This is a genomic window from Nocardia otitidiscaviarum NBRC 14405, assembly GCF_000308635.1.
Classification (GTDB): domain Bacteria; phylum Actinomycetota; class Actinomycetes; order Mycobacteriales; family Mycobacteriaceae; genus Nocardia; species Nocardia otitidiscaviarum.
Genome location: NZ_BAGD01000083.1, coordinates 1 through 13,650, shown reverse-complemented (window position 1 = coordinate 13,650; position 13,650 = coordinate 1). Strand labels below are relative to the sequence as shown.

At 71.3% G+C, this 13,650-nt stretch carries 14 protein-coding genes; 12 read left to right on the top strand and 2 right to left on the bottom strand.

Features of this window, described 5'->3' with window-relative positions; translation table 11 throughout:
- Nucleotides 1-166: 166 nt before the first annotated feature.
- Entirely contained in the window at nucleotides 167-1,360 is a 1,194-nt protein-coding gene (locus ON31_RS18255) for a Cmx/CmrA family chloramphenicol efflux MFS transporter (RefSeq protein ID WP_039815269.1), read from the top strand.
- 312 nt (nucleotides 1,361-1,672) lie between these two features.
- Here the strand turns inward: ON31_RS18255 and ON31_RS18250 are convergent, their stop codons facing one another.
- On the bottom strand, nucleotides 1,673-2,434 hold the full coding sequence (locus tag ON31_RS18250) for a 3-hydroxyacyl-CoA dehydrogenase (RefSeq protein ID WP_039815267.1): 762 nt from the start codon (nucleotides 2,432-2,434) through the stop codon (nucleotides 1,673-1,675).
- A 292-nt stretch (nucleotides 2,435-2,726) separates the two neighbouring features.
- On the opposite strand from ON31_RS18250, the gene ON31_RS18245 reads away from it, so the two are divergent.
- From ON31_RS18245 to ON31_RS18205, 9 genes are all read left to right on the top strand, one after another.
- The gene (locus ON31_RS18245; protein WP_029924303.1) at nucleotides 2,727-3,335 is read left to right on the top strand and encodes a hypothetical protein; all 609 of its coding nucleotides are present in this window, start codon (nucleotides 2,727-2,729) and stop codon (nucleotides 3,333-3,335) included.
- A 14-nt stretch (nucleotides 3,336-3,349) separates the two neighbouring features.
- On the top strand, nucleotides 3,350-4,219 hold the full coding sequence (locus ON31_RS18240) for a MinD/ParA family ATP-binding protein (RefSeq protein ID WP_029924304.1): 870 nt from the start codon (nucleotides 3,350-3,352) through the stop codon (nucleotides 4,217-4,219).
- Nucleotides 4,216-4,860, top strand: a complete 645-nt coding sequence (locus ON31_RS18235; RefSeq protein WP_039815265.1) for a hypothetical protein — start codon at nucleotides 4,216-4,218, stop codon at nucleotides 4,858-4,860. The genes ON31_RS18240 and ON31_RS18235 overlap by 4 nt, the downstream gene beginning before the upstream one ends.
- Before the next feature lie 183 nt (nucleotides 4,861-5,043).
- Nucleotides 5,044-5,334, top strand: a complete 291-nt coding sequence (locus tag ON31_RS18230) for a hypothetical protein (protein WP_029924306.1) — start codon at nucleotides 5,044-5,046, stop codon at nucleotides 5,332-5,334.
- A complete protein-coding gene (locus tag ON31_RS18225) occupies nucleotides 5,334-5,603 on the top strand; it encodes a hypothetical protein (protein WP_029924307.1) in 270 nt (89 codons plus the stop codon). The genes ON31_RS18230 and ON31_RS18225 overlap by 1 nt, the downstream gene beginning before the upstream one ends.
- 17 nt (nucleotides 5,604-5,620) lie before the next feature.
- Nucleotides 5,621-6,232, top strand: coding sequence for a DUF8175 domain-containg protein (locus tag ON31_RS18220; RefSeq protein ID WP_051037438.1), 612 nt, complete (start codon nucleotides 5,621-5,623; stop codon nucleotides 6,230-6,232).
- On the top strand, nucleotides 6,229-7,059 hold the full coding sequence (locus ON31_RS18215; protein ID WP_039815261.1) for a DUF8175 domain-containg protein: 831 nt from the start codon (nucleotides 6,229-6,231) through the stop codon (nucleotides 7,057-7,059). Before ON31_RS18220 ends, ON31_RS18215 begins: the two co-directional genes overlap by 4 nt.
- Nucleotides 7,060-7,093: 34 nt before the next feature.
- On the top strand, nucleotides 7,094-8,563 hold the full coding sequence (locus ON31_RS18210) for a hypothetical protein (protein ID WP_039815303.1): 1,470 nt from the start codon (nucleotides 7,094-7,096) through the stop codon (nucleotides 8,561-8,563).
- Complete coding sequence (locus ON31_RS18205; protein WP_029924311.1) at nucleotides 8,560-10,050, top strand: SCO6880 family protein; 1,491 nt, start codon at nucleotides 8,560-8,562, stop codon at nucleotides 10,048-10,050. The genes ON31_RS18210 and ON31_RS18205 overlap by 4 nt, the downstream gene beginning before the upstream one ends.
- 1,566 nt (nucleotides 10,051-11,616) lie before the next feature.
- Here ON31_RS18205 and ON31_RS18200 read toward each other — a convergent pair.
- Nucleotides 11,617-11,967: a hypothetical protein gene (locus ON31_RS18200; RefSeq protein WP_147287153.1), complete on the bottom strand. Its 351-nt coding sequence runs from the start codon at nucleotides 11,965-11,967 to the stop codon at nucleotides 11,617-11,619.
- 832 nt (nucleotides 11,968-12,799) lie between these two features.
- Here ON31_RS18200 and ON31_RS18195 point away from each other — a divergent pair.
- Entirely contained in the window at nucleotides 12,800-13,111 is a 312-nt protein-coding gene (locus ON31_RS18195; protein ID WP_039815256.1) for a hypothetical protein, read from the top strand.
- Nucleotides 13,108-13,650 (top strand): hypothetical protein (locus tag ON31_RS37585; RefSeq protein ID WP_039815254.1); only part of this gene is annotated, 543 nt, incomplete at its 3' end. The genes ON31_RS18195 and ON31_RS37585, both read left to right, overlap by 4 nt.

The following is a 13,650-nucleotide window of genomic DNA, read 5'->3' as shown; positions in this document are numbered from 1 at the left end:
TCCGGGGTGACAGGGGCGGCTCATCGCCCCGATTCGACGGAGATGTCACTCGATCCGACGTAGCGCCTGGCGCGGTTCGCCCGGCGGCGCCCCGCGCGGATCGCGCCGCCCTCATTTTGAACCAATTGATCCAAAACGTGCTGTCCGACAACCGAAGGGAATTCCGATGCCAGTGGCCGTCTACATCCTGGGCCTGTCCATATTCGCCCAGGGCACATCCGAACTCATGATCGCCGGGCTGCTCACCGAAATGGCAAGTGACCTCGGTGTTTCCGTGCCTCAGGTCGGATTGCTCATCTCCGCCTTCGCGGTGGGCATGCTCATCGGCGCGCCGATCCTCGCCGTCGCCACCCTGCGCTGGCCGCGCCGCACCGCACTGCTGGCCTTCCTCGCCGTTTTCGCCGCCGCGCACGTCCTGGGCGCGCTCACCTCCGACTACGGGGTGCTGTTCGCGACGCGCGCGGTCGCGGCTTTCGTCTACGCCGGTTTCTGGTCGGTGGCCGTGGCGACCGCGGTCGGTCTGGTGGCGGAGAACGCACGCGGGCGCGCGCTGAGCGTGGTGGCCGGCGGTCTCACCGTGGCGACCGTCGTCGGACTGCCCGCGGGCACGGTCATCGGACAGCATCTCGGGTGGCGGGCCGCGTTCTGGGCGGTGGCGGTGCTGTCGATCGCGGCCATGGCGGGGGTGATCGCCAAGGTTCCGGACGTGCGTCCGGCGGTCGCGCCGCGCGTGCGCACCGAGGTGCGCGCCCTGGCCACCCTGCCGGTCTGGCTGCTCTACCTCACCACCGCGCTGGCCATCTCCGCGCTGATGGTCACCTTCGGCTACCTCGCCGCCTTCCTCACCGAGACCACCGGGATGGCCGAGAGGTGGGTGCCCGTCGTCCTGGCCGTCTACGGGATCGGCAGTTGCCTGGGAATCATGGTGGGCGGTCGCACCGCCGACGCCCATCCGCTGCGCAGCCTCACCATCGGGATCACCGGACTGACCGTCACCTCGGCGCTGCTGGCGCTCACCGCACACCATGTCGTGCCGGTCGTGCTGCTGGTATTCCTGTTGGGCGCGTTCGGTTTCGGCGTCAACCCGGTGCTCAACAGCCGCGTCTTCACCCTCGCCCCGGGCGCGTCCACCCTGGGTGCGGCCGGGAATGTGGGGGCGTTCAACGTCGGCATCACCGTCGGCCCGTGGCTGGGCGGCCTGGCGCTGGGCGCGCACTGGGACTACCCGACACTCGCCTGGATCGGCGTGGCCCTGGGCGCCGCCGCACTGGCCGTGGTCGGTTGGTCGAGTGCGCTCGCCGCACGCGCCGTGCCCGCCGCCGCCGTGCTCGGTGCGGAGCCGATATCGGTGCGCGCGTAGCGGGATCGCGGTCGAGCCGGATCCGGTCGATGCTCCGGTTCGAGTCGTGCCGTCGCGCCGGACCGAATCCGACCGCCGGATCCGGCTCGAGCTCGATCGACGGAACGGATCGAGTTCGGCCGATTGCACCGGATCGGTCCCAACGAGGCGTGATGGCTCCAGGGACCGTTGTCGTGGACGGCCTCGGCGTGGCCGGCGTCCCGACGCGGGCGCGGCGGACGTGCTGATCCGAAACTCTCGGGAGGGACGCGCGGCCGTGGGCGCAGTGAGAGCCGGTCGGCCCCGGGGATCTCGGGGCCGACCGGCGGCGGGTCAGCGCGGCGCCATCCGGATGGCGCCGTCGAGACGAATGGTCTCGCCGTTGAGCATGGGGTTCTCCACGATGTGGCGCACCAGGGCGGCGAATTCGGTGGGGTTGCCCAGCCGCGAGGGGTGCGGCACCTGTGCCTCCAGCGAGGCGATGGCCTCATCGGAGAGCGTCGCGAACAGCGGGGTGCGGAACAGGCCGGGCGCGATGGTGTTCACCCGGATCTTGTAGCCCGACAGGTCGCGCGCGATCGGCAGGGTCATGCCGACGATTCCACCCTTGGAGGCCGAGTAGGCGGCTTGACCGATCTGGCCGTCGTAGGCGGCCACGGAGGCGGTGTTGACGATGACGCCCCGTTCGCCGTCGGCCTCCTCGGTGGCGGCCATGCGCTCGGCCGCCAGGCGGATCACATTGAACGACCCGATCAGATTGACGTTGACCACCTTGGTGAAGGCGTCGAGCGGGAACGCGCCCTTCTTGCTCACCGTGCGGATGGCATTGCCGATTCCCGCGCAGTTCACCGCGATTCGCAGCGTGCCGAGTCCGGCGGCGGCGTCCAGCGCGGCGGTGACGTCCGCTTCGCTGGTCACATCGCCCGGTGCGAAGGTCGCGCGCTCGCCGAGTTCCTCGGCCACGGCCTTGCCGTCGGACGACGGAAGATCGAGGATGACGACCGAGGCGCCGGCGCCGTGCAGCTCACGCACGGTGGCCAGGCCGAGTCCGGAAGCGCCGCCGGTCACCACCGCGACGGTATCTGCTGTCTTCACAAAACCTCCTGTTACTAGGTCTTGTTAATGTAGATTCTCCGCTTCTGGTGTGGAAGGGGGGTACCCCACAACCCCTTTCACGGCGGTGGTTACCGGTGAGTATCAAGCCGGGGGTGAAGCATGGTACCGGTCGGTTCACGAGATCCGTCGAATTTCTGAGGGTGATTTCCGGCGCGTCGGGAGGTGGGAATCCGCCTGATACGAGAGAATTTCCAGTCGGGACCGTGCCCGAGGACGGTGCGCCCCGCCGCGACCACACCGAAGCTTCACCGACCGCCGAGAGGGTACGACGATGCCGCACGACGCGCCTCGCTCCGCGGAAATGTTGAAGTCGTACAAAAAGATGTCGCGCTGGTATCCGGCGTTGCCCCCCGAAGACGGGGCCGGCGCCGAGGACGCGCACGTCGCACCGGTATTCGGCGACGACGGCGGAACGGGCGGATTCCCGCACTACATCCGCGACGACGATGTGGAGGTCGTACCCCCCGTCGACGAGTCGCTGTTCCGGCGCAGTCACTACACCGGGCGCTGGTCGGACTGGGTGACCGATCGCGCTCCGGCCTTCCGGCCGCGCGAACGTCCGGCCGATCTGCTGCCCTTCCCGGCCGACCTCGACGGCGGGCGCGGCGACAGCGGGAACGAGGAGTTCGACGACGCCGCGCTATCGCGGGCGGCGTCGGACCCCGCCGACGCGCGTGGCGCGAAAGCCGCTGCCGCGTCCGCGAAGTTCCGGCGTCGCCGCCTCGTCGCCCTGGCCGCCGTCCTGATAGCCGTTCTGTTGCTGGCCCTCGCGGGCGGCGTTGCGCTCTATGTGCTCCATTCCCGTGGCGCCACAGCGCAATCCGTGGGCACCATGGTTGTCGGCGGTCGCACCACCACGCCGGTGATCCCGGCGGGATAAGAGGGAGCACGGACATGGATCAGGACTGGAGCCGCTGGCTCGACGAGACCCCCGAGGAGGGTGAGCCGTCGGGTCGGCCCGCGCGCGCTCCGGTGGTACGCCTGCGCAAGCGGCGCGAACACTCCGGCGACGGCGAACCCGACCCGCGCCCGATCCTGGTGGTCGGCGGCTGCGGTGGGGCCGGAACCACCACGACCGCACTCGGGCTGGCCGGGGAGTTGAGTTCGGCCGGAGCGCAGGCGGCGGCCGTGGACGCCACCTCGGCCGGAAGCGATCTGGCCCTGCGGGGCGCGGACGAACACCTGAGCCCGATCAGTCTGCAGGCGTGGCTGTACGGCCGCGGGGACGGTGAACCCGCGCCGCTGAAGGAATGCCTGTCGCGCGCCACCTCCGGTATCGGACTGCTCTGGCGCGACGCCGCCCCGCTGCGACGCCGCGCCACCTACTTGACCGTGGCGCGCGGCATCCACGACTCCGGCTACACCGGGGTGTACGACGGCGGCAACCCCATTGCCAGCCGCCATCTGCGGCCGTTGCTCGAGGATGCCGATATCGCGCTGGTGCTCGCCATTCCGGCGCGCGCCGACGCCGCCAACCGGCTGCGCCTGACCCTGGAGTGGCTCGACGACAACTTCAGCGGACAGGGCGAGGGACAGGGCGACGGCATCGTCGGCGACACCGTGGTGGCCGTCTCCCATCAGCTGCCCCATGGTGACTCGCGCGTCGCTGATCATTTGCGGGAACATCTCACCGGCTGGGTGCGGGATATCCGTGAGATTCCCTACGATCCGCACCTCGCGCGGGGTGAACTGGTGCGGCACAGCGACCTCGCGCCGGAGACACGCCGTGCGTATCGCCGCCTGCTTGCTGGAGTGGCATCATGACCGCAGCCATGAAGGAACGCCGATCCGAACCCGCCATGGCGGCAGGTGTCGTGCCGCCGCCCGAATCACTTCGCGCACCCATCTGGGACCGACCGGTCCCCGGCGCCGGACGTGCTCCGCTGGTCTGGCTGCTGGGTGTGCACGGCGGGGCGGGCGCGTCCACGCTCGCGCATGTGATTGCGCCCGCGGCGGATTCGCATCGCCGCTGGCCCGGAGGTTTCGACCGCGAATCACCGTTCGTCGTACTCGTCGCCCGCGAAACGATCTCCGGCCTGAGCCGCGCCCACGACCTGCTGCGCCAGCACCTCGCGGACCTCGCCGGTCCCTGTGAGGTGCTCGGCCTGGTGACCGTGGCGGCGCGCCCGGGCCGCATCCCCGCGGAGATCCGGCGCTACCGCGATCTGGTGGGTTCGCTGGCCGGTCAGGTGTGGCAGGTGCCGTGGCACGAGGAGTGGACGCTGGTCGAAGCCGACCAGTTGCCGGTCTGGTCGCCCGGTGAGCCCCTGCCGCAGCAGCGGAAGCGCAAATCCGATCCGCTGCACGAGGTTCCGCTCGATATCCGCGAGCTCGGTGCGGGCATCGTGGCGGCGGTCCGGGAGGCGCTCGCCGAACCGGACCCGGAATCGGACGACGACGACTAGACCCCGGGAGAGCGATATGCGCCGAACACTCGATCTTTCGCCCCGACCGGGGTCATGGGATGCTGTAACCCGCAGCGTCCCTTCGCATTTGGATAAGACCATCGGGTCGGTCGCTGCCGGGGCCGCGCGGGCCACGGTACGCGACAGTGTGATCGACGATGTGCTAGTGGAGAAGGACAGATCATGAGCATGCTCCTCGCCGTGCACGACGCGTACGGTGCCGTCCTCGCGCAGGTCGGGAATCCGACCCCGGAGGCCCCGCCCGCGTCGGACAAACTATTGAAACTTGTTCGGTATTTCACCTGGTTCGTGCTGTTGTCCGGAATCCTCGGAATCACCTACGCGGGCGGCAAGTTCGCGTGGGAGAAGTGGACAGGAGGCGGTTTGGAATCCCCGAAGATGGTGGCTGGCGCCATGATCGGCGGCATCATCGCCACCAGTGCCGGCACGATCATGAATGCGGCGATCGGCTGATGTCCGCCTCCGCGGTGGTCACCGTGCTGGCCTACAAGCAGATGCCGGCGGATGTGATCCGGCCGATCATGCAGCTGATCGACTGGCTGCTGTGGTGCGTACTGCTGTTCTGCATGGCGTGGATGATCCTGTCCGCGGGCAAGCTGTGGTACGCGTTCCGCGGCGATATGGCCGCCAACGAGGCGACGCACGGGGTGGTGATGAGTCTGATCGGCGCCATCATGGCGAGTTCGGCCAGCGGCATCGCCCTCGCGTTGCTGCCGACCTAGGGACGCAACGGATTCCGATGGCTCCCACCCACGCCCCCGCCCGCCTGCGCCGTGCCGTCGGCGTCCTCGGCGTCGCCGTGCTGGCCACCGCCGGCTGCGACGGCGAGGTGGCGGACCCGTCCGCGCCCTCCGGGGTGCGCTGGCAGGTGTACCAGGGGGTGTCGCTGCCGCATACCGACCAGGGGCCGAGCAGCGACTCCGGCGGCGCCGCAACGGGTTTCGAACGATCCCGAGCCGGTGCCGCCGTCGCGGCGATCACCCACACCATCCGACTGCTGGTGGCCACCGACACACAGTGGCCGACCGTGCTCGACGCCGCGGCGGTACCCGGCCCGGCCCGGGACGGCTGGGCGGTCACCAGAACACAACTGTCCATCGCCGGGCCCGCCGCACCGGAGTACGCGCCGCGGCTGCTCGGCTTCCGCATCACCGGCTACACCGAGGACAGATCCACCGTCGATGTCTACACCGAATACGCCGACAGCTCCCGGGCGGTGAACCACACCACCGTGGAATGGTTCCGAGACGATTGGCGGCTGCGGCTGCCAGAGCCCGACTCGACCGCCCCGACGGTCGAGGCCATCGATGAATTGCCCACCGACATAGTGACCGTGGAGGCACCGAAATGAGCGAGAAGGAGCCGTCCGAGCGCGGCGGCGTCTCGTTCGGTGTCATCGCGTCCGCTGCCCTGCTCGCCCTGATCCTGATCGCGGGCGTGGTCATGTGGGTGGGCCGCGACGACGACCCCGGCGAACCCGCGGCGACGGGCGACGCGCCCCCGGCCGTGGCGGGCGACACCGGGGCCACCGGATTCGCCCAGCCGGAGGTCGACATCTTCGGACGGCGCGTGGACGTGCCGAACAATCCGGCGGGGCAACCGCTGACGCAGGACACCTCCGCCCGGCGGGAGCCCGCCGATCCGGACTGGCTGACCGCCGCGCCGCGCGGCACCACCGGGCCCGGTGGCTGGCAGCGGGTATTCGGGGCGTCGGTGCCCTTCTCCACTTCCGACGGCCCGACCCGCCTGGAAGACGGTCTGGCCGTGGGGTATTCGCACACACCGCAGGGTGCGGTGCTGGCGGCGGCGCAGATCACCTATCGGCTCAACGCTCGCCCCGCCGACCGCACCCTGTACGTGCGCCAGGTACGGGTGTCGGCCCAGCAGGTCGCCGCCTACGACCAGGCGCTGGCCGACGAACGGCTGCCGAAACAGCAGCCGGAGAAGGTGACCCGCTACCTGGTGGCGCCGGATGCCTTCCAGGTGGAGAACTACGCCGACGACATGGCGATCGTGCGGCTGGCGGCGCGCGGTCCCGTGGTGGACGGCAGACAGCTGTGGGCGGCGGTACGTCTGATCATGGTGTGGGACGCGGGGGACTGGCGGCTCAAACCGGCGACGGCGCGCGGCTCGCAGACCGAATACGTGGATTCGCTTGCGGGGTGGACGAAATGGTGAATGACCTGGCAGCAGATCAGGAGAGGTGGATCACATGCTGAGGCGCATCGTCACGATCCTCGCGGTCGTGTTCACCGTCATGATCGCGACTCCGACGGTATCGCACGCTCAGTACGGTTTCGACCAGGCCTGCAACGAATTACACGACTCCCTCGACGGCCTCGGTATCCCCGGCATCTCCCTCGGTGATGCCGCGTCGGCGGCGTGCAAGGCCGGCAATGTGGCCACGCACCCGGGCGACGCCGCCGCGGCCGTCCGGGACAAGGCGTGGGACTCCACCTTCGGCAAGGTGGTGGACTCGCTCATGAACGGTTTGGGCGAGGCGTTGATCCTGGCGTTGACCTTCTGGATGAAGGTGCCCAACGAACGGGTCTCGGACTCCGGGGCGCTGTTCACGAAGATCAACGACTACACCTATCAGGCCCAGATACTCCTACTCATGGTGTCGGTGATCATCTCCGGGGCCAGACTCGCGGAAGCCAAACGCGGGGCGGCCATGAGCGAGGCCGCCGAATCCTTCCGCATGTTCGCTCGCGTGATCTTCAGCTCCTGGATGCTGGGGGCGGTGATCGTCGCGGGCACCCAGGCGTCGGATCGCTTCTCCGAGTGGGTGATCAACGACGCCACCGACGGCAACGCGCAGAACCTCGCCGAACTCATGGTGAAAACCGCCAAGCTGCAAGCGTTCTCGCCGGGCCTGGTGCTGATCATCGCCATCGTCGGCCTGCTCGGGGCGCTCGCGCAGATCGTGCTCGCCATCGTGCGACAGGGGTTGCTCGTGGTGGCGGCGGGCGTCCTGCCGCTGGCCGCGGCCTCCTCCGGGACCAATACCGGCAAACAGGCGTATCCGCGCCTGATCGCGTGGATCATCGCCTTCATGCTCTACAAACCGGTGGCGGCCATCGTCTACATGATCGCCTTCACCACCGCCGGGCACGTGGACGAACTCACCACCACCGCGGGGCTGCCGGACGCCGACCAGGCGCAGCGCATGCTGGTCGCCATCGTGCTGCTGTGCAGTGCCGCGTTCGTGCTGCCGGTGCTCATGCGGCTGGTGACCCCGGCGGTGTCCATCGTCGGCAGCGGCGGTTCGGGTCTGACCGCCACCACCGGCACCCTGGTCGGCGTCGCCGCCCTGGGCGCGGTCGGGTCCCGCGCGGTGGCGGTGAAGTCCACCGCCGCACCCGGCACCGCCGGATATGTGAACCGTGGCGGCAAGCCGCCGGGCGGAACCGGAGGCGGCGGACCGCGACCCGGAGGCGGCGGGGGCGGACCGCGGCCGACACCGCCGCCGCGCGGTGGTGGCGGGGCCGCGGCGGGCAATCCCCAGGGCGGCGGGCAGGCAGGCGTACCGTCCGGTGCGTCCCGAGTGGCGGGCCGGGTCGCGTCCATGCGATCCGCAACCGCCGGAGCCAACCGCGCCGAAACCGCCATGGGCGATATGGCCGGTGACCGCTGGACGAACCGTTCACCCGACCTCGGCAGGAGCACCATTCCGCGATGACCACCACCGAGAGCTACGAGCGCCGCGCCTACGGGCTGTGGCAGAAGCCGCGCAGCGCGGGCCTGTTCGGCCTGCGCTGGGGCGAGACCGTGGTCGGCTTCGCCGTCGTCATCACCGCGCTGCTGACCGCGCTCGTCGCCGGGCCGAAACCCGCGTTCGTGGTGGCGGGATTCGGTCTGGTCGTGATGGTTCCACTGGTCTGGCGGACGGGGGGCCGCTCCGGATACGAGAACGGATTGATGATGTTCCATTGGTTGCGTGGCCGCAGCAAGGGTGAGCATGTGTACCGCGGCGGCCGGTTCTCCCGGATTCCGGGCGGCGTCACCCGCCTGCCGGGCCTGATGGCCCCGTCGCGGCTCTACGAGGGCATCGACGCGGGCGGCTACAGCTTCGGCATGATCCACCTACCGCAATTCGGGCAGTACACGGTGGTGTTGCGCGCCTGGCCGCAGGGGCACGAGGCGGTCGACCAGCCGGTCATCGACCGCTGGGTGTCGGCGTGGGGCACCTTCCTGGCCTCACTGGGGCAGACCTCCGACATCGTCGCGGTGGTGCCCGTCATCGACACCGTCCCCGAGACCGGAAACCGTTTGCTCACCGAGGTTTCCGCCATCACCCGGCCCGAAGCGCCCGATCTGGCGCAGCAGGTGATGTACGAGTTGGCCACCGAACTGCCGCAGGAGCGGGTGCAGCTGCTGCCGCGCGTGGCCATCACGTTCAAGGCCACCACGGCGGAGCGGCGCAAGAATCCCGCGGAGGAAGCCGTCGAGATCGGCCGCCGCCTGCCCGGCATCTGCGCGGCGCTGGCCGAGGCCGGGGTGCGCGCGCAACCCATGTCGGCCGACGAGGTGATCTCCTTCATCCGGCGCAGCTACGATCCGGCCGCGCAGGCGGATCTGGAGGTGGCGGCGGGCGAACCCGGTGGGCACGGGCTGGACTGGGCCGATGCCGGGCCGGTGTCGCACGAGGAGCGCTGGGATCACTTCATCCACGACGGCGGCCGGTCGGTCACCTGGGAGATGGACACCGCGCCCGAGGGTGCGGTGGACGAGCGGGTGCTGCAACGGCTGCTCGCACCGAATCCCGAGGTGCCGCGCAAGCGCATCGCCATCGTGTACCGGCCGCACTCCGCCGGTGACGCCGCCCAGATCGTGGACGACGACTACAAGAACGCGCTGGTCGCGCAGCAGAGTGAGCGCGGCGTGGTGTCGGCGGCGGCCACGCTGCGGGTCGGCGCGACGCAGCAGGCGCGCGAGGAGCAGGCGCGCGGACACGGTGTCACCCGATTCGGCGCGCTGGTCACCATCACCGAGCCGCTGCGCGGTGACCTGCCGCGGATCGAGGCCATCACCCGCGACCTGTCCACCCAGGCCCGACTGAAGATCCGGCGCTGCTACCGCTACCAGGCGGCCGCGTTCGCGGCCTCGCTCGGCTGCGGCGTCATCCTGCCGGAGCACGCCACCATCCCGAAAGCGCTTGTGGGGTAATCCACCATGGCCCGTGACGTCGAACCACCCGTCCGCGAACGCGATGCCGCGCCCACCCGGCGCGGCGGTCGCCGCGACATCCCCAGCCTCCCCGTGGAACCCGCGGAGACGCCCCGGGACCGCGCGCCGTCGGAACCCGCCGACCTCCGCCAGGGCCAGCCCCGCCGCCGCGACCACGAACGCCCCCGCCGCGGCACCCTGCCCGACCGCCGCCTGCTCCGCCGCGAGCCCCCCGCCGACCCCGAGGCCCTGGAACGCGAACGCGCCCGCGAAGCCGCCGCGGGCGCCCGCGCCGTCCCCCGCGACCCGGCCCGCCGCGAATCCGTCAGCGCCCCAGCCACTTCGAACCCAGCCACTTCGAACCCAGCCACTTCGAACCCAGCCACCTCGGACCTCGCCACACCGAAGTCCCGAGAACGCCGCACCCCTGATTCCGGCCGCCCCGTGCGTGGTCCCGCCGACCCCAACGGCCGAACCGAACCCGCCGCCGCTCCCACTCGCACTACGAGGTCGGCTGCGCGTGAGGCGGGGTCGGCTGGGCCTGACGTGCGGTCGGCTGCGCCCGATGCGGTGTCCGCTCCGCGCGATGCGAGGCCAGGTCCGCGCGAAGTGGCACGTGCCCCGCGAGACGCTGGCCCCGCGAAGCGCGGAAGGACGGCCCGTGACGCCGCCCCACCGGAGCGCTCCCCACGAGACGGCTCGGCCCCTTCGCGCGGAGCGCGCGACGATACGGGTGCGCGCGACGCTGCGATGGCCGGGGAGGGAAGGCGTGACCGCGCGAAGCCCCCCTCGCCGCGGACCGACCCGACGTCCGCGCGTTCGGCCCGTGATGCTGCGGTGTCCGGACGTGGGGCGCGTGATGCGGTGTTCGGACGCGCGGCGCGCGATGCCGCGACAGCCGGATCTGGGGTAGGTGATGACGCGATGGCCGCGCGCGTCGCGTCGGACAACGCCGGTTCGGCACATGTGGCGCCTGAGAACGCCGGGTCCGAACGCGTAGCGCGTGACGGTGTTGCGGCACGCCCGCGGCGTGACCGTGCTGCGGCGCGTGGCGGCGTGACCGCTGGACGACCGGGCCGTGCTGAGGCGTCTGCCGCCGGGGACCCGGGAGGTATGGCGGCCCCCGCGCGGCCGGCGGCGAGTCCGGCACGGCCGCTGAGTGATTCGTCCGAGGCGTCCGCCGAGACATCCGCGACACATCCCGAATCACGTCTGGCGCGCGTTCGGCGCGCCCTGTTGCCGAGGCGTTCCGCCCGCAAGTCCGAGCCGCAGGACCCGGCCCTGTATCCGTCGCCCGAGACGGGCGAGTCCGGCACGGCCGCCGAGGAATTCGGCCCGCCGCACGCGGGCCGACCCGGGCACGCAGGCGCCGATGCGACAGCAGTCGGTGATGCGACCCGACCGGCCACGCGGGAGCACACCCGGAATACGGCCGACATCGGCCCCGGGCAGGCGCGCCCGGGCAAACGGGGGCACACCATCGGCGACGTTCCGGCCGCGACGGACGCGGCGGACGGGCCCGAGCGACACGTCGCGGCCGGTGAACATGTCCGCGCGGCAACGGAATCAGCGGACCTCCACGCGGCGGCGGGTACGGACAGGCACGCATCGGTGGATCGGCTCCCGGGTGAGCACGAGCACGAGCGCGGCGCGGACGTCGGGGCGGCCGAGCACAGCCATGATGCCGAGGCGGAAGCCGCCGCCGGCACCGTGGGGCGACGGGTCGCGGCGGCTCCGGCTTCCCGGCGAGAGCGGAGCGCTTCCGGCAATACGGCGCGAGTGCCGCGCGATGAGCTTGAATCCGGTGCGGCCGAACCGAATTCGCCCAGCATGGCGGATCGCGCCAGCGCCCATGCCCCGGCGACCCCGGCCACCGACCGCAAGCGCGGCGACAGCACCGGAACGGTGCACAAACACACCGCCTCCGATCCGATGGCACCGAGTGGCGCGGACACCTCCGAGGCGGCACCGTCGCATCGGCCCGCGAAGAGCGCGCGAGCGGCGTCGAACCCCGCCGCCGGCGCCCCCGACGCAACCGCCGCCCCATCCCGGCGTGGAAAGCTGAGCCCACCGACCCTGTGGGACGACGACGAACCCGCTGCGGGCGGCGAATCCGATATGCGCCCGTGGTCGGAAACCGACGGGGGAGCGGCACCCTCATCCGGAGCCACACCGGGCAGCGCGGCGCTCTCCGGCGGCCCGACCCGACGCGGAGTGGTCTCACCCGGTAGGGAGCGCGGCCGCGACGGGACCGAACGCACCTTCGCTGCGGACACTGCCAGCGCTGTGAACGCCGCCAACACCACGAACCCCGCGAGCGCCTCGCGTGACACCCGCAGCGGTGACGACGCACAGCCCCGTCGGCGCGCGGAACTCGCGACGGGCGGTGCGGGAGCGAATTTCGCAGCTCACGGCGAGGCGCATGCGCGCGGCACGGGCGCACGACCGAATGCGACCCAATCGGAAGCGGAGGTCGTGCGGTCGGAACGTCGGTGTACTCCCGACGCGGAATCCGCCGGTGCCGCAGAGGCTTCGGCTGGCGCGGCGGTGGCATCCACTGCGGCACCGGACGAGAGTGCGGGCGGTGCGAATCCGGGGCACGCGCACGGTGCGGCCGCGCGGGGCACCGCGGTAACCGGCTCCGGCGTTGACGAGCGTGACGCTGCGGTACCCGATATGGAACCGGCGGCGAGTGGCACATCCGGTGAGGCCGTGGTTACCCCGGAACCGAGGGCACACGACAGCCACCGTGATGCTGCACGTGCCGGTCGCCCGCGTGATGCCGAGCCTGCCGGTCCCGAACGTCGTGATGCCGAGCCTGCCCGTGGTGAGCGCGGTGATGCCGAGCCTGCCGATCGTGAGCGTGCTGATGCTGAATCTGCCGGTCGCGAGCGCCACGATGCGGAGTCGGTGCGCCGTGGTCATGACGGGCAGGAGCTCAGTTCATCTGGCGCGGACCTCGCGGACCGCGCGGACACACGCGCCGTTCGGCGACCGCGCGATGGTGAGCCGGCGGGTGGGGCGGAGGTTTCCGTCCGAGAGTGCCGGGAGTCCGGGATGATTCGGCGTGGACAGGGCGAATTCGCCTCCGATTCCGAGCATGCGGCCGACGCGTCCCAGACCGGTGCGCGTGGGGCGGTGGCTGATGTCCCCGGCTCCGGTGCACAGGGGGCGGTGGCTGGCGCTTCCGGCTCCGGTGTGCGTCAGGCGGTGGACGGCGGTTCGAGTCCCGAGGCGCACGAGATGGTGGCTGATGTAGCCCGTTCCGAAGCGCGCGCGACGGTCGGTGACGTGGCCGGTTCCGAGGTGCGTGCGGCCGTGGCTGTCGGGGGCGAGGGGCTGGGGGATGAAGGCTCGGGGCGGGTGGGGGAGCGTCGTGGGCATCGAGAGGTGGAGGCCGCTGTGCGTGATCGGCGTGGGAGTGAGCAGTCCGGACGGGAGCGTCGGGAGCAGGAGGCCGCGCGGCGGGAGGGGCGGCGGGGCGGTACCTCGGGGCGGGAGCGTCGGGAGGCGGAGGTCTCGGGTCGGGAGCGGCGGCGTGGGGAGGACGGTGCCCCGGAGCGGCGCCGGGACGACGACGGTGCTCGCGAGCGGCGGGAC

Coding starts and splice junctions, on each gene's coding strand:
- ON31_RS18220 (WP_051037438.1), top strand. CDS start 5,621: ATGGCTCCCACCCACGCCCCCGCCCGCCTGCGCCGTGCCGTCGGCGTC.
- ON31_RS18245 (WP_029924303.1), top strand. CDS start 2,727: ATGCCGCACGACGCGCCTCGCTCCGCGGAAATGTTGAAGTCGTACAAA.
- ON31_RS18240 (WP_029924304.1), top strand. CDS start 3,350: ATGGATCAGGACTGGAGCCGCTGGCTCGACGAGACCCCCGAGGAGGGT.
- ON31_RS18235 (WP_039815265.1), top strand. CDS start 4,216: ATGACCGCAGCCATGAAGGAACGCCGATCCGAACCCGCCATGGCGGCA.
- ON31_RS18205 (WP_029924311.1), top strand. CDS start 8,560: ATGACCACCACCGAGAGCTACGAGCGCCGCGCCTACGGGCTGTGGCAG.
- ON31_RS18255 (WP_039815269.1), top strand. CDS start 167: ATGCCAGTGGCCGTCTACATCCTGGGCCTGTCCATATTCGCCCAGGGC.
- ON31_RS18225 (WP_029924307.1), top strand. CDS start 5,334: ATGTCCGCCTCCGCGGTGGTCACCGTGCTGGCCTACAAGCAGATGCCG.
- ON31_RS18215 (WP_039815261.1), top strand. CDS start 6,229: ATGAGCGAGAAGGAGCCGTCCGAGCGCGGCGGCGTCTCGTTCGGTGTC.
- ON31_RS18230 (WP_029924306.1), top strand. CDS start 5,044: ATGAGCATGCTCCTCGCCGTGCACGACGCGTACGGTGCCGTCCTCGCG.
- ON31_RS18210 (WP_039815303.1), top strand. CDS start 7,094: ATGCTGAGGCGCATCGTCACGATCCTCGCGGTCGTGTTCACCGTCATG.